General features: G+C 67.0%; 19 protein-coding genes. 8 read left to right on the top strand and 11 right to left on the bottom strand.

Features of this window, described 5'->3' with window-relative positions; all coding sequences use genetic code 11:
• Positions 1-4: 4 nt before the first annotated feature.
• The 5 genes from AC1DY5_RS04680 to AC1DY5_RS04660 all read right to left on the bottom strand — a co-directional run bounded on the left by AC1DY5_RS04680 (position 5) and on the right by AC1DY5_RS04660 (position 3,755).
• Entirely contained in the window at positions 5-952 is a 948-nt protein-coding gene (locus AC1DY5_RS04680; protein ID WP_478109112.1) for a Bug family tripartite tricarboxylate transporter substrate binding protein, read from the bottom strand.
• Positions 953-1,006: 54 nt separating this feature from the next.
• The gene (locus AC1DY5_RS04675; protein ID WP_478109076.1) at positions 1,007-1,759 is read right to left on the bottom strand and encodes a fumarylacetoacetate hydrolase family protein; all 753 of its coding nucleotides are present in this window, start codon (positions 1,757-1,759) and stop codon (positions 1,007-1,009) included.
• Complete coding sequence (locus AC1DY5_RS04670) at positions 1,756-2,376, bottom strand: fumarylacetoacetate hydrolase family protein (protein ID WP_478109073.1); 621 nt, start codon at positions 2,374-2,376, stop codon at positions 1,756-1,758. Before AC1DY5_RS04670 ends, AC1DY5_RS04675 begins: the two co-directional genes overlap by 4 nt.
• Positions 2,373-2,807 (bottom strand): homoprotocatechuate degradation operon regulator HpaR, encoded by a 435-nt coding sequence (hpaR, locus tag AC1DY5_RS04665; RefSeq protein WP_478109110.1) that lies wholly within the window; start codon positions 2,805-2,807, stop codon positions 2,373-2,375. The genes AC1DY5_RS04670 and hpaR overlap by 4 nt, the downstream gene beginning before the upstream one ends.
• Positions 2,808-2,942: 135 nt before the next feature.
• Positions 2,943-3,755 (bottom strand): class I SAM-dependent methyltransferase, encoded by an 813-nt coding sequence (locus AC1DY5_RS04660; RefSeq protein WP_478109070.1) that lies wholly within the window; start codon positions 3,753-3,755, stop codon positions 2,943-2,945.
• 206 nt (positions 3,756-3,961) lie between these two features.
• Between AC1DY5_RS04660 and AC1DY5_RS04655 the strand changes: the two genes are divergently transcribed.
• Positions 3,962-5,197, top strand: coding sequence for an MFS transporter (locus AC1DY5_RS04655; protein WP_478109067.1), 1,236 nt, complete (start codon positions 3,962-3,964; stop codon positions 5,195-5,197).
• A 7-nt stretch (positions 5,198-5,204) separates the two neighbouring features.
• Here the strand turns inward: AC1DY5_RS04655 and AC1DY5_RS04650 are convergent, their stop codons facing one another.
• Complete coding sequence (locus AC1DY5_RS04650; RefSeq protein WP_478109065.1) at positions 5,205-5,600, bottom strand: MAPEG family protein; 396 nt, start codon at positions 5,598-5,600, stop codon at positions 5,205-5,207.
• A 32-nt stretch (positions 5,601-5,632) separates the two neighbouring features.
• Positions 5,633-5,902 (bottom strand): hypothetical protein, encoded by a 270-nt coding sequence (locus AC1DY5_RS04645; RefSeq protein ID WP_478109061.1) that lies wholly within the window; start codon positions 5,900-5,902, stop codon positions 5,633-5,635.
• Between the two features lie 247 nt (positions 5,903-6,149).
• Between AC1DY5_RS04645 and radA the strand changes: the two genes are divergently transcribed.
• The gene (gene radA / locus AC1DY5_RS04640) at positions 6,150-7,541 is read left to right on the top strand and encodes a DNA repair protein RadA (protein ID WP_478109057.1); all 1,392 of its coding nucleotides are present in this window, start codon (positions 6,150-6,152) and stop codon (positions 7,539-7,541) included.
• Between the two features lie 18 nt (positions 7,542-7,559).
• Here the strand turns inward: radA and AC1DY5_RS04635 are convergent, their stop codons facing one another.
• The 3 genes from AC1DY5_RS04635 to AC1DY5_RS04625 form a co-directional block, all read right to left on the bottom strand.
• Positions 7,560-8,468 carry a LysR family transcriptional regulator gene (locus tag AC1DY5_RS04635; RefSeq protein ID WP_478109054.1) on the bottom strand — a complete coding sequence of 303 codons (909 nt, stop codon included), beginning with the start codon at positions 8,466-8,468 and terminating at the stop codon, positions 7,560-7,562.
• A 78-nt stretch (positions 8,469-8,546) separates the two neighbouring features.
• Positions 8,547-9,467, bottom strand: a complete 921-nt coding sequence (locus tag AC1DY5_RS04630; RefSeq protein WP_478109052.1) for an alpha/beta fold hydrolase — start codon at positions 9,465-9,467, stop codon at positions 8,547-8,549.
• A gap of 13 nt (positions 9,468-9,480) precedes the next feature.
• Positions 9,481-10,245, bottom strand: a complete 765-nt coding sequence (locus AC1DY5_RS04625) for an SDR family oxidoreductase (protein ID WP_478109048.1) — start codon at positions 10,243-10,245, stop codon at positions 9,481-9,483.
• A gap of 156 nt (positions 10,246-10,401) precedes the next feature.
• Here AC1DY5_RS04625 and AC1DY5_RS04620 point away from each other — a divergent pair, with 156 nt between their 5' ends.
• Both AC1DY5_RS04620 and AC1DY5_RS04615 read left to right on the top strand, forming a co-directional pair.
• Entirely contained in the window at positions 10,402-10,653 is a 252-nt protein-coding gene (locus tag AC1DY5_RS04620; RefSeq protein WP_478109047.1) for a type II toxin-antitoxin system Phd/YefM family antitoxin, read from the top strand.
• A gap of 126 nt (positions 10,654-10,779) precedes the next feature.
• A complete protein-coding gene (locus tag AC1DY5_RS04615; protein ID WP_478109044.1) occupies positions 10,780-11,226 on the top strand; it encodes an SRPBCC family protein in 447 nt (148 codons plus the stop codon).
• 113 nt (positions 11,227-11,339) lie between these two features.
• On the opposite strand, the gene AC1DY5_RS04610 is transcribed toward AC1DY5_RS04615, so the two are convergent.
• Positions 11,340-11,852 carry an O-acetyl-ADP-ribose deacetylase gene (locus AC1DY5_RS04610; protein ID WP_478109041.1) on the bottom strand — a complete coding sequence of 171 codons (513 nt, stop codon included), beginning with the start codon at positions 11,850-11,852 and terminating at the stop codon, positions 11,340-11,342.
• Positions 11,853-12,024: 172 nt separating this feature from the next.
• Here AC1DY5_RS04610 and AC1DY5_RS04605 point away from each other — a divergent pair, with 172 nt between their 5' ends.
• The 4 genes from AC1DY5_RS04605 (at position 12,025) to AC1DY5_RS04590 (ending at position 16,042) form a co-directional block, all read left to right on the top strand.
• Positions 12,025-12,597, top strand: coding sequence for a TetR/AcrR family transcriptional regulator (locus AC1DY5_RS04605; protein ID WP_478109039.1), 573 nt, complete (start codon positions 12,025-12,027; stop codon positions 12,595-12,597).
• Positions 12,598-12,669: 72 nt separating this feature from the next.
• Entirely contained in the window at positions 12,670-13,146 is a 477-nt protein-coding gene (locus AC1DY5_RS04600) for a (2Fe-2S)-binding protein (RefSeq protein WP_478109036.1), read from the top strand.
• Positions 13,147-13,163: 17 nt separating this feature from the next.
• Positions 13,164-15,422 (top strand): xanthine dehydrogenase family protein molybdopterin-binding subunit, encoded by a 2,259-nt coding sequence (locus AC1DY5_RS04595; protein WP_478109034.1) that lies wholly within the window; start codon positions 13,164-13,166, stop codon positions 15,420-15,422.
• 128 nt (positions 15,423-15,550) lie between these two features.
• Positions 15,551-16,042 (top strand): hypothetical protein, encoded by a 492-nt coding sequence (locus tag AC1DY5_RS04590; protein ID WP_478109031.1) that lies wholly within the window; start codon positions 15,551-15,553, stop codon positions 16,040-16,042.
• Positions 16,043-16,171: the final 129 nt, after the last annotated feature.

Genomic DNA, 16,171 nt, shown 5'->3' with positions numbered 1-16,171 from the left:
GGTTTCAGTCGATTCGAATTTCGCGCGAGGCGATCAGCGCCTGCCACTTCTTGCGCTCCGACTGCACATAGCGATTCATTTCGGCGGCGTCGGTGGGGCGGGCTTCCCAACCGGCGTCGAATAGCTTCTGGCGCACGGCGGGGTCGTTCATGGCCTTCAGCAGATCGGTGCCGAGCTTCAGCTGGATGTCCTTGGGCGTGGCGGCTGGCGCCACCAGGCCTTGCCAGGTATAGGCCTCGACCTCGCCGAAGCCGAGTTCCTTCGCGGTCGGCACCTGGGGCAGCTGCGGCACGCGCTCGCCCGACATCGCCAGCAGCGGCACCACCTTGCCGGCCTTGACGGCGCTGATGCCGCTCGGCAGGTCGAGCATCATCAGCGGCACCTGGCCGCCCATGAGGTCTTGCAGCGCCGGGGCGCCGCCCTTGTAGGGCACGTGCAGCAGCTGCACGCCGGCCTCGCGCTGGAACAGCTCGAGCGCCAGGTGGTGCGGACTGCCGGCGCCCGGTGTCGCGATGCTGAAATGGCCCGGCGCCTTCTTGAGTGCGGCGATCAGCGCCTTGGCATCGGCGAAGCCCGCGCCCGGCGCCGCCGTGATGATCAGCGGCGAGCGGCCCATCATGCCGAGCGCGACGAAGTCCTTCTCGGCGTCGTAGGGCAGTTTCCGGTAGAGCACCGGGTTGTAGACCAGCACGCCGTTGTCGGCCGAGAACACCGTGTAGCCGTCGCTGGGCGAACGCGCCACGTTCTCGGAGGCGATGATGGCGCTGGCCCCGGGCCGGTTGTCGACCAGCACCGGCTGGCCGATCTGCTGCGACAGCTGCGCGCCCGCGGTGCGCGCCAGGAAGTCGGTGCCGCCACCGGCCGGATAGCCGACCACCCAGCGCACCGGCTTGGTCGGATAGCTCTGCGCGGATGCGTCGAGCGCCACCACCGATGTGGCTAGAGCGACCATGGCGGTCGCGAGCTTGAACAGCTTCTTCAACTTTGTCTCCATTTGCTTCTTCATTCAGGCCGCGGCAATGGTGTTGACCAGCGCGCCGATCTGCGCGATCTCGGTCACGACGACGTCGCCGGGGCGGCAGTCGACCACGCCGTCGGGCGTGCCGGTCAGGATCAGGTCGCCGGGCGACAAGGTCATGAAGCTGCTGAAGTACTCGATCAGGAAGGGCGCGTCGAAGATCATGTCTTTCGTGTTGCCCGACTGCGTGAGCTTGCCGTTCACGGTGGTGCTGAGCGCCAGCGCCATCGGGTCGGCCACGTCTTTCGCGTCGACCAGCCAGGGGCCGATCGGCGTGCAGGTGTCGCGGTTCTTCACGCGCAGGTTGGGGCGGTACCAGTTCTCGAGGTAGTCGCGGATCGCGTAGTCGTTGGCCACGGTGTAGCCGCCGATGAAGTCGTAGGCGTCGTCGCGCCTGACCTTCTTCCCGGTCTTGCCGACCATGATCACCAGTTCGCATTCGTAGTGCATGAACTGCACGTCGGCCGGCCGGTAGGTGAACTGGCGGTGGCCGGTCAGCGTGCTTTCGCCCTTGACGAACACCAGCGGCTCCTCGGGCGCCTTGAATGCCAGCTCTTTCGCATGGTCGGCGTAGTTGAGCCCCAGCGCGAGGATGGTGCGCGGTCGCGCCACCGGCTTCAGCGGCGGCAGCCACGACACCGTATCGACCTGCAGCGGGCGGCCGTCGGCCAGGCGCAGTTGGCCATCGGCCTCGACGGCGTCATGCACCGCGCCTTCGAACAGGATGCGCGCGTGCTTCATGCTTGCTCCTTCTCCAGCGTGTTGACCAGCGTCTCGAAGCCCGGCGCACTGATCTCGATGCGGTCGCCGGGGCGCGCCAGCGGGCGGCCGGCGTCGCAGCCGAGCATCAGCACCTCGCCGTGCGAGAGCGTCATGAATTCGCCGACATCGGCCAGCAGTTGGGCTGCGCTGCGCACCGTCTGCGAGAAATCGACCGACTGCTTCAGCTCGCCGTTGATGCGCACTTCGAGCGTGAACTTCGTCGGGTCGGCCACCTCCGCATCGCGCATCGCCGCGCCGATGCCCAGGAAGCCGTCGACGCACTTGAACTTGACCGGCGGGCGGAAGAAGCTGGCGTGCGGGATCGACAGGTCGTTCATCAGCACGAAGCCCTCGACGTCGTTGTCGACACCGATCACCATCGCCACCGTGGCGCCGACCTCGACCGCATCGACCTGCGCCGGCACCGTGATCGCGCTGCCGTGCGGGCTCCAGGTGTTGGCGGTCTTGACGTACAGCACCGGCGCCTTCGGCGGGGCCTTGTAGGGCGGCTGGTTCATCTGCGGCGCCAGCGCGTCGAACTCCGCGCGGAAGTTCAGCAGCACGCCGTAGACGGTGCCGGTTGGGGTGTAGCTCATGGTTGTTCCAGTGCGATGAGTTCGTCGAGCAATTGGTAGAGCTGGGCCAGCTTTTCCTTGCCCATCGCCTCTTCCATCCACGCGTAGTGCGCCTCGATGCTGATCGAGAGCTGCTTCACCAGCTTGCGCCCGCGCGCCGTGGCCTCGACCACGGTGCGGCGCTGGTCTTCGGGGTCGCGGCTGCGCGCGATGAGGCCGTCGCGCTCCATGCGCGCCAGCACGCCGGTCAGGCTCGGGCCGAGGATGAAGGCTTCGCGCGCCACGCGGCCGGTCTCGACCGCGCCGTGCTCGCCGAGCACGCGCAGCACGCGCCACTGCTGGTCGGACAGCGCATGCTCGCGCAGGCTCGGCCGCGTGTGGCCCATGACGGCCTCGCGCGCCTGCAGCAGCAGGCGCGGCAGGTTGCGGTGGGAGAAGGCGGTGCTGCGCATGTCCATGTCGGCTCGAATTATTTAATATATTAAATAGTCGGGTCAAGCAGGCGAGGCTGGGGTAAACCCTTGCGAACCGTCGGCGCGACGTAACAACGAGATCGACGCAGGCTGAGCCGCTGAACCGGCTCGGCGCTACGCAGGCGCCTTGCCCTTGACCGCCCATGCCAGCGCAGCATAGGAGCGCAGGCCGTCCGACTCGCCGTCGAGATAGGCGGACTCGACGGCTTCACGCAGCCTGGCGTGTTCCTCCTCGCCCAGCGTGGCGATGTATTCCGCACCCGGGCCGTCCTTGCCCTCGAAGGGCGCCCAGTAGTCCGCGAACGAAGCGAACTCCATCCGGATGGCGAGCTGCGTCTCGTCCACCCCCTTGAAGCCGGCGGCGCGCCACGCCTTGGCCAGTTCGCCGGGCCGCGTCATCGGCCGCGTGTAGTTACGTGCGCGGCGCTCCCTCGCTGCCGGATCGAGCGCGGCGGCGGTGTCGAAGAACATGCGGTTGGAGACGAAGCCGCCACGCACGTCCCACACGGCTGCGCCGACCACGCTCCCGGGCTTCGCGACCCGGCGCATCTCGGCAACCGCCTTGTCCGCGTCGGGAACGAAGTGCAGCACCAGCAGCGAGAGCACGCGGTCGAAGCTCCGGTCGGGAAAGGGCAGCGCACAGGCGTCGGCCACCTCGAAGACGATGCGAGGATCCTGGTTGTGGCGCCGGGCATGTTCGATGTAGGGCTCGGCGAGGTCCACGCCACGCACTTCGCCGGCGCCGCTGCGGCGCGTCACCGCGAAGGCCAGGTGGCCGGTGCCGCAGCCGACATCGAGCACGCGGTCGCCGTCCGCGGTGTCGACGAAGTCCAGGAAGGGCAGGGCGAGCTGACGGCTCCAGCGGCCCATGAGCTTTTCATAGGCATCGCCATCGCTGGCGACGAAGGTTGAAGAAGCGGTGTTCATCGGCAGTCCCCTTGGGCGCGCGCGGCGGTGCGCATCGATGGACGGTGCGTGGCGGATGCTAGGGCGCCGTGGGCCGAGAAGTCAACGTGGCCGAAAGGCCGTGTCCTGCCCCGGCCGCGGTCCTGCAGACATTCGGCATCGGCGAGACAATTGCGCGCCTTCGACCGCCGGGCGGCCCGGGGCAACAAACCCGAACCCTCCAGCGCATGTCATCCCCGCCCGCCGCTTCGACCTCCTCGTCTTCCTCTTCGTTTTCTCTGCGGCGCATCGCCGTGCCGGCCTTTGGCCCCTCGCTGCTGTTCGGGCTCGGCGAGGGCGCCATCCTGCCCATCGTGCCGCTGACGGCGCGTGGCCTGGGTGCCTCCGTCTCGATGGCGGCGCTGATGGTGGCGCTGATCGGCATCGGCTCGTTGCTCAACAACATTCCGGCCTCGCTGATCACGATGCGCTGGGGCGAGCGTTGGGCCATGGTCGCGGCGGGTGTGTGGAGCGGCCTCGGCATGGCCCTCTGCGTCTGGACCTCGCAGCTCGGCCTGTTCGCGGCGGGCTGCTTCATGGTGGGCATGTCGCAGGCGGTCTATAACCTGGCGCGCCAGAGCTACATGACCGAGGCGGTGCCGATCGAATACCGTGCGCGGGCGCTCTCGACCCTGGGCGGCGTGATGCGCATCGGCATGTTCGCCGGGCCCTTTCTCGCGGCGGCCGCGGTCCATGCGTTCGGCCTGTCGGCGGCCTATGGGGTCGGCATCGTCGCGGTGGCGTGTGCGGCGGTGGTGGGGGCGCGCATTCCCGACCTGGAGGCACCGCCGCTGCCGCCCGGGCAGGGGGCGCCTGCCTCGCCGACCATCGTCTCGACGCTGCGAGATCACCGGCATGTGTTCCTGACACTGGGCGTAGGCGTGGTGCTGATCAGCGCAGTGCGAGCCTCGCGGCAGGCCGTGATCCCGCTATGGGCCGACCACCTCGCGCTGGCGCCCTCGGTGGCTTCCCTGATCTACGGGCTGGCCGGCGGTATCGACATGCTGGTCTTCTACCCGGCCGGCAAGGTGATGGACCGCAAGGGCAGGGTCTGGGTCGCGGTGCCATCGATGCTGATCATCGGGATGGCGATGCTGCTGATGCCCCTGAGCTCCGGCACCCTCGGGCTGTTGCTTGCGGCACTGGCCATCGGCTTCGGCAACGGCATCGGCTCGGGACTCATCATGACCATCGGCGCCGACCATTCGCCGCGCCACGGACGCGCGCACTTCCTTGGCGTATGGCGCCTGATGTCCGACATCGGTTCCTCCTGCGGCCCGGCACTGCTGTCGTTCCTGGCGGCCAGCCTGTCGCTGGCCTCGGGTATCGCCGTGACCGGCCTGATCGCCCTGGCTGCAGCGGGAACCCTGGCGTACTGGATTCCGCGGCACGGAGACCGCGGCGGGCGACGCCAGGGGAGGTGAGGCCGCGCTACAAGATGCCAGCGACCATCATCCCCAGCCCCACGATGCTCACCACCCAGATGGCCGTGCGCAGATAGATGATGCCGGCGACATACACCGGGATGTACAGCAAACGAGCCCAGATGAAGATCTGCGCGCCGGTGGCGATCTTGGGGCTGGTGGCGCCCGCTGCGTGCGCCACCAGCGCGATCGCGGCAAACAGCACGAAGTTCTCGAGCGTGTTGCGGGCGGCGCGCTCGGCGCGTCCTGCGAGCGGCGAGGCCTCGGGCAGATTGTCGCGGTTGCCCAGCGCGATCATGGTGCCGGACGGCGTCCACCCCTTGACCCGGATGAGGCTCGCGAGAAGCACTGTGAGCCAGGTCAGGATGGCCATGTAGATCACGAGCGTGAGGGTGCTGGTCATGTCGAGGTCCTTTGTGGCTCTGGGCGTTCGGCTCAGCGATTGAGGAAGTAGATGTCCGGCTTGTCGATCACCCCGACCTTCTGCATCGTCTCGCGCAGATCTGCGGATTCGGCGAACGCCTTGGCCCGGGCGACGTCCTGAGCCTCGAACAGCATCACGACCTCGTTGGCGTCTTCGACGCTGCGCAGCAGGTATTTCTCGGTGAGTCCGGCCTCGTTGCGCTTGGGCGCATGGGCGTCGTAGCCCGACTTCCAGGCGGTGAAGTCCTTGACCTTGTGCCTGACCAGCATGAAACCGTTCATGACGATGCTCCTCGATCGATGGGCGTYAGCGGAAATCAACCCAACGCGGCAGCGCTGACCCAGCCGCGTTCGGTCGCTGTGACACAGCGGCCATCCTCTTGCCCTTGGCAATTCGGCGTGGGCGAACGATAGGCGCCACGGGCGTCGGCGTCTTGCCGGGGTTTGTACCTACCTGGCAGCTGCCGGGCGTGCCCTGATCCGAGGGCTGGCGGAGGGCGCGCCCACCGCCTCCCTACACTCACCCCCTATGGCCAAGGAAAAATCACTTTTCGTCTGCAGCGAATGCGGCGGCACCAGCCCCAAGTGGCTCGGCAAATGCCCGAGCTGCGGCGCCTGGAACACATTGATCGAACAAGTCGGTCCCGCCCCTGGCGCCCCGGCCAACAACCGCTTCGGCACCCAGTTCTCATCGCTGGCTGGCTCGGCCGAGCTCGCGACCCTTTCGGAAATCGAAGCCACCGACATCGCGCGCACGCCGACCGGCATCGACGAGCTCGACCGCGTGCTGGGCGGCGGCATCGTCGATGGCGGCGTGACCTTGATCGGCGGCGACCCAGGCATCGGCAAGTCGACCCTGCTGCTGCAGGCGGTCGATGCGCTGCAGCGCGCTGGCCGCAACGCGCTCTACGTCACGGGCGAGGAGAGCGGTGCCCAGGTGGCCTTGCGCTCGCGCCGGCTCGGCCTCGACCATTCGCAGGTGCAGGTGCTGGCCGAGATCCAGCTGGAGAAGATCATCGCCACACTGGACGTGCACCGCCCGGGGATCGCGGTCATCGACTCGATCCAGACCGTGTACTCCGACCAGCTCACCTCGGCCCCGGGCTCGGTGGCGCAGGTGCGCGAGTGCGCCGCGCACCTGACGCGCTTCGCCAAGGCCAGCGGCACCGCGATCGTGCTGGTCGGCCACGTCACGAAGGAGGGCGCGCTGGCCGGCCCGCGCGTGCTCGAGCACATGGTCGACACGGTGCTGTACTTCGAGGGCGACACCCATTCGAGCTTCCGTCTGGTGCGGGCCATCAAGAACCGCTTCGGCGCGGTCAACGAGATCGGCGTCTTCGCGATGACCGAGCGCGGCCTGAAGGGCGTGACCAACCCGAGCGCGATCTTCCTGAGCCAGCACGCCGAGCCGGTGCCCGGCAGCGTGGTGCTGGTCACGCTCGAAGGCACGCGGCCGATGCTGGTCGAAATCCAGGCGCTGGTCGACAACGGCGGGCCCAGCCCGCGGCGGCTGTCAGTCGGCCTGGACCGCGACCGCCTGGCGATGCTGCTGGCGGTGCTGCACCGGCATGCGGGCGTGGCCTGCATGGACCAGGACGTGTTCGTCAACGCGGTGGGCGGCGTGCGCATCAGCGAGCCCGCGGCCGACCTCGCGGTGATGCTGGCGATCACGTCGAGCCTGCGCGGCAAGCCGTTGCCCAAGGGGTTCATCGCGTTCGGCGAAGTGGGCCTGGCCGGCGAGGTGCGGCCGGCGCCGCGTGGGCAGGAGCGCCTGCGCGAGGCCGCCAAGCTGGGCTTCAGCGTGGCGGTAGTGCCCAAGGCCAATGCGCCGCGCAAGGGCACGAAGGAGATTGAGGGGCTGACGATCCACGTGGTGGAGCGCATCGAGGAGGCGCTGGATATAGTGCGGCAGATGCATTAGGCGCCGCCCTACCGCGCGTCATCGGCTTGGCGAATCCCAGTAAGGCGGGTCGCCAAATGCGGTCTTGAGTGCATCGGTCATGGCCCGCAGCTTCGCCGAGGGCGACCGGCCTTCCGGATGCGCCACATACAAGAACTCTTCCTCCGAAGGGAGGCCGATGTCGATGGCGATCAGCCTGCCGGCACGCAGCGACTCTCCGACGATGAACGTGGGCAGCAGCGCGATGCCCAGGCCCGCCTCGCAGGCGTCGCGCATCATGTCGCCGTTGTTCACGCGCAGCGCGCGCGACGCGCGCACCGAAACCAGCTCGCCATCGCGCCGAAACTGCCAGTCGGCCACGCCGCGGTTCGTATAGAACACGCCACGGTGGCGCTGCAAGTCCTCGGCGCTGGCGGGCAGGCCCTGCCGCTCCACGTAGTCCGGCGAGGCGACCAGCGCCCGGCGGCTGCGGGCCAGCGTCCACGCCACCAGGCGCGAATCGACAAGCGGCCCGTGCCGGACCACGCCGTCGTAGCCGTCCGATGCGGCATCGACGCGTCTATCGTCGAGTTCGAGCGTCAGCTCGACGCCGGGATGGGCCGCGATGAACGGATATAGCGCCGGCCCCAGGTGCATGCGGCCGAAGGTGACCGGCGCGGAAATCCGCAGGGACCCGACCAGCGTGCCGCGGCGCTGCGCCAGTTCGGCGGCGGCCTCCTCGACCTCGCGCATGATGGCCGAAGCGCGCGCCAGGAAGGTGCTGCCGTCTTCGGTCAGCGTGAGCTTGCGCGTCGAGCGGTGCAGAAGCCGAACGCCAAGCTCTTTCTCAAGGTCGGCGAGGCGCTCGCTCACGACCGACTTGGAGAGATTCAGTCGCCGCGATGCTTCGCTGATGGAGCCCGACTCCGCGACCGCCACAAAGGTGGCCATGCCATCCAGCTTCACCATGCCCAGAGTCCTCGTTGTCACGCACGGCAAGCACTTTAGTCTTTCTTGTTTGCCGGACGTCGAGGACGGCACGCGGATTCAGTGCGCGAGGAAGGCCTGCACGGCGCCGATGGTCTTGTCAGGCGCCTCTTCCATCAGCCAGTGGCCCGAGCCGGGCACGACCAGCTCGGTCACGTTGGTGGCGGCGTTGCGCATCACCACCGCCTCCATCGCGCCGAAGGATTTCTCGCCGCCGATGGCGAGCACCGGCATCGCCAGCTTGGTCTTTCCGGACTCAGCGTTGTCCTTCGCGTCCTGCCGGATCGAGAGGAACTGGGCAAAGGCCGACTGCATCGCCCCGGGGCGCGCATAGAGCTTGGCGTAGTGCACGCGCGTGCCTTCGTCGACCTTGCGCGGGTCGCCGGCGAACTCGTTCCAGAAGCGGTCGAGGTAGATGCGCTCGCGGCCCTTCACCAGCCGCAGCATGTCGGCGCCGCCGAAGTCAAAGTGCCACAACTGGGGCGAGCGAACGATCTCGTCCCACGGCGCGATGCCGGGCACGGGCGCATCCATCACGACCAGGCGCGTGGTCTTGTCCGGATAGCGCGCGGCGTAGGCGTAGGCCACCATCGTGCCGATGTCGTGGCCGACCACATCCGCCTGGTCGATGCCCAGCTTGTCGAGCACTGCCCGCATGTCGGCCGCTTGCGTGCGCTTGTCGTAGCCGCCTTGCGGCCTGGACGACAGGCCCATGCCGCGAAGGTCGGGCACCACCACTGTGTGATCGCGCGCCAGGGCGGTGGCCATTGGGGACCACATGTCGCCGGTGTCTCCGAATCCGTGCAGCAGCAAGATGGCAGGCCCGGTGCCGCCGATGCGCACGTGCAGCTTGGCGCCTTCCGCGGCGTCGATGGTCTGCGTGCGGAAGCCAGCCGGATAGGGTTTGACTTGCGCGTGCGCCGGAATCGAAAAAGCCGCAACGGTGAGCGCGAGAGCACCGAGGATGCTGGAGAGTTTCATGGCGGCCTTCCGATCAAGTGCGGGTGATCGATGCACCGCCATCGACCAGCGATGCGGTACCGGTGACGAAAGACGAATCGTCCGACGCCAGGTAGAGTACGGAGCGAGCCAGCTCCTCCGGCCGCGCGACGCGCTTGAGCGCGTGGAGGTTCGTAACGAAGGCCTGCGACTCCTTGGTGTCGTTCATGCTGCGGTACATGTCGGTGTCGACGGCGCCCGGCAGGATCGCATTGACGCGCACCCCTTGCGGGCCGTATTCGGCGGCCAGCGCCTGGGTCAGGCCGATCAGGCCGGACTTGCTCGCCGCATAAGCGGCAACGCCCGGAAACGCGAAGGTGTGGCCGACGAAGGTGGAGGTAAAGATGACCGATCCGCCGCCGTTCTCGAGCATCTGCGCGATCTGGTGCTTGGCGCCGAGGAAGGCGCCGGTCAGGTTGATCGCCAGGGTGTCGGTCCAGCCGGCTTCGGTGATGCCCGTGCTGGGGCCGCCTTCACCCAAGGTGCCTGCGTTGTTGAAGGCGATGTCGAGGCGGCCGTAAGTCGAGACGGCCAGCGCAACGAGGGCGCGCGCATAGTCTTCGGAGCGCACATCGCCGGCGAGCGCGACGGCATTGCCACCGGCGGCACGGATCTCGGCGACGAGCTGGTCCAGCTCGGCCGCCCGGCGCGCACCGACGACCAGCCTGGCGCCTTCGGCCGCAAAGAGTTTGGCGGTCGCATGGCCGATGCCGGCGCTTGCGCCGGTGATGAGGGCGACTTTTGATTCGAGACGGTTCATCGTGGGTTCCTTTTGCTTTCTGGATTGATTGAGGCGATGCAGTCAGTTTGGGGCTCGCAAACCGTTTGCGGTAGCCGTCGAATCTCGATGCTTGCTTTCGGGAAAACCGAACGATGGGCGTGTTCCGGGAGAATGGCTCCAAATACGGAGCTATTCATGGAAGTCATCCTCGCCGATATCGCCGTGAGCATGTCCGTGTTCAAGATGAACCCTGCCGCAGTGCTCAGAGAGGCGAACAACCGTCCTGTTGCGGTGCTCAACCACAATCGCGCCGCGTTCTACGTGGTCGAGCCTCACCTCTTCGATGCCATGATGGAGGAGCTCGCCGACCAGGATCTGTACCGCAAGGCCGCCAGCCGCCTGGCCGAGAAGTTGCGCGCTGTCGAGGTGGACATTGACGACCTCTAACGGCGGGCCGAAGCACAAGTCCAAACTTCCCCGGGTTTTCCCTGGGCCTTCGTCATGTCGATTTTCAGCAGGCTCATCCGACGTATCAAGCGAGGGTCATCCTCTGCACTTCAGGAGAACGCAACCATGGCTACCAACACCGTCCGTCTGCATCGCGTGCTGCGCACCCCACCGGACCGGCTCTACCGCGCCTTCGTCGAACCCAGCGCCTTCGAGCGCTGGCTGCCACCGTTCGGGTTTACGGGCAAAGTCCACAGCATGGAGCCCGTGGTCGGGGGCGCCTGGCGCATGTCTTTCACCAACTTCGGTACCGGCCACAGCCACTCGTTCGGAGGCAAGTACCTCGAACTCGTCCCCGGCCAGCGCATTGCCTACGATGCGAGCTTCGACGACCCCAACCTGCCGGGCACCATGAAGACCACCGTGACGCTGACCGCCGTGTCCTGCGGCACCGAGATGTCCGTCGTGCAGGAAGGCATCCCCGATGTGATTCCCACCGAAATGTGCTACCTGGGCTGGCAGGAGTCGCTTGTCGCGCTGGCCCAGTTGGTCGAGCCGAATATTCCGGGTTGAGGCGTCCGCAGCCGTCCGCCGACAATCGTCACCAGGTGTCGCCATCCGATCAGGAGTCCGCGAGCCTCCGGCAATGCGGGTTGGGGTGATCGCAGCCGTAGCCCAGCTTGCAGCTACGCTCCTGAGAGCGCCGACTGATAGACAGCCAAGTCGCCCTCCGAGAAGCAGCAGAACGTGACCTCTTGCAAGGCCGTGAGTTGCTCCATGGTGGCGCGAACCGTGGCCACGGCAATCTGGGCCGCGAGTTCGATTGGATAGCCGTAGATGCCCGTGCTGATGCTCGGGAAGGCGACTGTCCGCGCGCCGTGTTCGCTGCCAAGGTGCAGCGAATTCCGATAGCAGGATGCCAACAGTTCGGCTTCGCCGCTGGCGCCGCCACGCCATACGGGGCCAACGGTGTGGATGATGAACTTGGCAGGCAACAGATAGCCTTTGGTCAACTTGGCCTCGCCGGTCTTGCAGCCCCCCAGAAGCCGACACTCGTGCGCCAGCTCAGGACCTGCCGCGCGATGTATTGCACCGTCCACACCGCCGCCGCCAAGGAGGGAGGAGTTAGCAGCGTTGACGATGGCGTCCACGGACAGCTTGGTGATGTCAGCGCGAACAGCAAGCAATTTTTCCGTCATATGCGTCTTTCAAGCTTGAGCGCTGCCGGCGCGCCAACTCGAGTCCGAGGTGCCTGCAGAGGGCTGCTCCTGGGCCGACTGTAGCGGGCCGCGGCCTCGGCGCCTGCGCTTCCCTTGGCAATATTAGCGAATAATTGTTCACCAAAAGGCCGGAAACCGCTAAGATCGCCCGGTGAAACCCAAGGACGACGAAAAGCTCCGCGCCATTGCCGAGGCCACCTTCACGCTGGTCGAGCAGACCGGCCTGAGCGGCCTGACAATGGCGGCCATCGCGCGCGAGGCGGGCCTGGCCACGGGCACGCTGTACGTCTACTTCAAGTCGAAGGAAGAGTTGATGGTCGCGCTCTACGAGCAGGCCAAGACGTCGACCACCGCCAGCCTCATGCAGGGCGACGACCCCAAGGCGCCGTTTCGCAGCCGCTTCCAGCACATGTGGATGAACTGGCTCGAGCACCGCCTGACGCACTATGCCCAGGTCGTGTTCATCGAGCAGTACTACAACTCGCCCTGGTTCAGCGAAGAGAGCCGCAATCTCTCGGCCCGGCTCATCAAGGGCTGGATCGACCTGATCGAGTCCGCCAAGGCGCAGCAGATCCTGAAGGACGTGCCCACCGTGCTGCTGATCAACAGCTTCGGCGGCTCGGTGCGCGAGACCGCCAACCTGCTCCGCTCCGGCGCGCTGACCCGCACCGACGCCAACCTGGCGATGGCCTTCGGGCTTTGCTGGGATGGCATCAAGGCTTGAGTCGCTTGACTCGGCGTGCGCACAGGATTATCTTTTAGCCGAACCAATATTCATCCAAGAGAGAGCCCCGCCATGACCACCACCCTCCACATCAACGGCAAGGATCGGCAGGTCGACGCCGATCCGTCCACCCCCATCCTCTGGGCGCTGCGCGACACGCTCGGCATGACCGGCACCAAGTTCGGCTGCGGCGCGGCGCTGTGCGGCGCCTGCACGGTGCATCTCAACGGCCAGGCGATCCGCTCGTGCGTGACGCCGATCTCGGCCGCGGCGGGCCAGAAGATCACCACCATCGAGGCGGTGACCGACGGCGGCGACAAGGTCGGCAAGGCCGTTCACGACGCCTGGGTCAAGCATGACGTGGCGCAGTGCGGCTACTGCCAGAGCGGCCAGATCATGTCGGCCACCGCTTTCCTCAAATCGGTCCCGCCCGGCAAGCTGCCCAGCGATGCCGACATCGATTCGGCCATGGCCGGCAACATCTGCCGCTGCGGCACCTACGCGCGCGTCCGCGCCGCGGTCGCCGACGCCGCCAAGGCGCTGGCTTGAAGAAAAGGGAGACCACCATGAATTTCGACCCGACCACCTTCGAGCTGCCCGCCAACCTTCGCGCGCTGATGACGCGCGACGAAGGCAGCACCACCGAACCCCAAGGCCTCCCGCGCCGCAGCTTCCTGAAGCTCACGGCGGTGAGCGGCTTCGCGCTCGGCGTCTTCCCGATGGCCGCGCCGGCGCAGGACAAGAGCGCAGCGGCGGCAGGCAAGCCGGCAGGCTTGACGCTGCTGCAGCAACCGTCTGCCTTCGTGCGCATCGATCGCGACGGCACCACCACCATCACCATCAACCGGCTCGATTTCGGGCAAGGCGTGCAGACCGCGCTGCCCATGATCCTGGCGGAAGAACTCGACGCCGACTGGTCGAAGGTCAAGAGCGTTCACGGCAGCAACGACCCGGCGTATGTCGATCCGGTGTTCGGCATGCACATCACGGGCGGCTCGGGCTCGGTCAAGAACTCGTACACGCAATACCGCGAGCTTGGCGCACGCACGCGCGCGATGCTGGTCGGCGCGGCGGCGGCGCAATGGAAGGTTGACCCCGCGACGCTGCAGACGCGCAATGGCGTCGTCATCGGCCCCGGCGGCAAGCAACTCGGCTACGGCGAGCTGGCCGAAGCGGCGATGAAGCTGCCGGTGCCCGAGACGGTCAAGCTCAAGGACCCGAAGGACTTCCGCCTGATCGGCAAGCCCACCGGCCGGCTCGACGCGCAGGCCAAGTCCAGCGGCCACCAGAGCTACGGCATCGACATGCGCCTGCCCGGAATGCTGACCGCCGTCGTGGCCCATCCGCCGGTGTTCGCCGCCAAACTGAAGTCGGTGGACGACAGCGCCGCGAAGGCGGTCAAGGGCGTCAAGGCCGTGCTGCGCGTGTCGCTCGACCGTGGCGCCGAAGGCGTGGCCGTGGTCGCCGATGGCTACTGGGCCGCCAAGCAGGGCCGCGATGCGCTCAAGATTGAATGGGACACCAGCGGCGTCGAGAAGGTCGACAGCGAGAAGCAGCTCGCGCAGTACCGCGAACTCGCGACCAAGCCGGGCGCGCGAAAGTACGACGCCGATGTGTCGAAGATCGCGCGCGCGCCGCACAAGATCAACGCCGAGTTCGTCTTCCCTTACCTCGCGCACGCGCCGATGGAGCCGCTCAACTGCACCGTCAGCCTGGCCGGCGGCAAGGCCGAGGTGTGGACCGGCACGCAGATGCCGGGCATCGACGGCATGGCGGCCGCGAAGGTGCTGGGCGTGCCGCCGGAGAACGTCAAGGTCAACGTACAGATGGCGGGCGGCGGCTTCGGCCGTCGCGGCTTGCTGACCAGCGACTTCGTGGCCGAGGCCTGCGGCGTCGTCAAGGCCGCGCAGGCGGCGGGCATCAACGCGCCGATCCGCACGCTGTGGAGCCGCGAGGACGATATCAAGGGCGGCTACTACCGCCCGATGCACCTTCACACCGCGAAGATCGGCTTCGACGCGCAGGGCAAGGTCACGGGCTGGGACCACGTCATCGTCGGCCAGTCGCTGCTGATGGGTAGCATGTTCGAGCCGATGATGGTCAAGGACGGCATCGACGCCACCGCCGTCGAGGGCATGAAGGAGCCGTACGAGATCCCGATGCGGCTCACGGTGCATCACCCCAAGCTCAACGTGCCGGTGCTCTGGTGGCGCAGCGTGGGCTCGACCCACACCGCGTTCGTCATGGAAACGCTGCTCGACGAGATCGCCCGCACCACCAAGCAGGACCCGGTCGCCTACCGCATGAAGCTCATCGGCGACGGGCACCCGCGGCACAAGGCGGCGCTGCAACTGGCGGTGGACAAGTCCGGCTACGGCAAGAAGAAGCTCGAAGCGGGGCGGGCCTGGGGCGTGGCGGTGCACGAGTCCTTCGACTCGGTGGTGGCCTATGTCGTCGAAGCCTCGGTGAAGGACGGCACGCCGACGCTGCACAACGTGACGGCGGGCGTGCACTGCAACCTGGTGGTCAACCCGCAAAGCCTGGAAGCGCAGGTGCAGGGTGCCGCGGTGATGGGGCTGTCGATGTGCCTGCCGGGTGCTGCGATCACGCTGAAGGATGGGGTGGTGCAGCAGAGCAATTTTGGGGACTTCGTCGTGCCGCGGATTACGGATATGCCGCAGATTGCGGTGTACACGGTGCCTAGTGCGGATGCGCCTACCGGCATGGGCGAGCCGGGGTTGCCGCCGCTGGCGCCGGCGTTTGCGAATGCTGTGGGGGCGATTACCGGTAAGCCGGTGCGGGAGTTGCCTTTCAAGTTGGCTTGAGGCGGCGCTGACAATTCGGGCGACGGATCGGATCGAGCAGCCCTCGATAGCGTCCGCCTGCTGCAATAGCGCTGGCATACTGAGCGAGTCGTGTCGAAAAGGGCGCGATCGAGCTTGGAAGCCCGCAAATGAAGTTTTCTCGGCGGAAGCCGCAGTTGCCTTTGGCCTGCGGCTTCTCGCCGCTCGTGTCCCAGTTTTTGGCGGCTCGGGCGGGAGGGCGCAAGTCCTGCCGGTTTTTTCGTGAGAACTTCCCCGGTCTTCCAACCCGTTCGAGCCGCCGCCTCCGATTGATTTCGGATGCGGCGGGTGAGGCAAGTCTGCATTCACTAGGAAGGCCAAATAATGGCTACGCCTGCTCGCGCGCTCGCGCAATCCTCGAAGCTCTCCAAAGGGCTTGCCGCGCCGCAGCCGACCTGATGGCCAGCGCCCACAGCGAAGGCCATGCCTGGGGCGACATGGCGGTGCTGTGCCGCAGCAGGGCGCTGATGGAATGCTCAAAGGCATTGAACCGGCGGCGCCACTCGGGCGACGGCGCGGCTCATCGTGGTCAATGCGGTGAGGCAGTGACCAAGGCTTGCGGCAGGCAGATCAGGCGCGCATCGCGAATCGGGTTGAATTGAACGCTCGCGTGACTAAACTTTGAGGTCCCCTGTTCAACATGGAGGACCCGACATGAGCACCCCGATCGAAGTCGTCCAGCAGGCCTACGCCGCATTCGGACGCCGCGACGTTCCCGGAATCCTGGCCAC

This window comes from Variovorax sp. P4_D9 (assembly GCF_056401695.1).
Note: the sequence above shows the minus strand (reverse complement) of the source record. Positions and strands in the feature narration are given on the sequence as shown.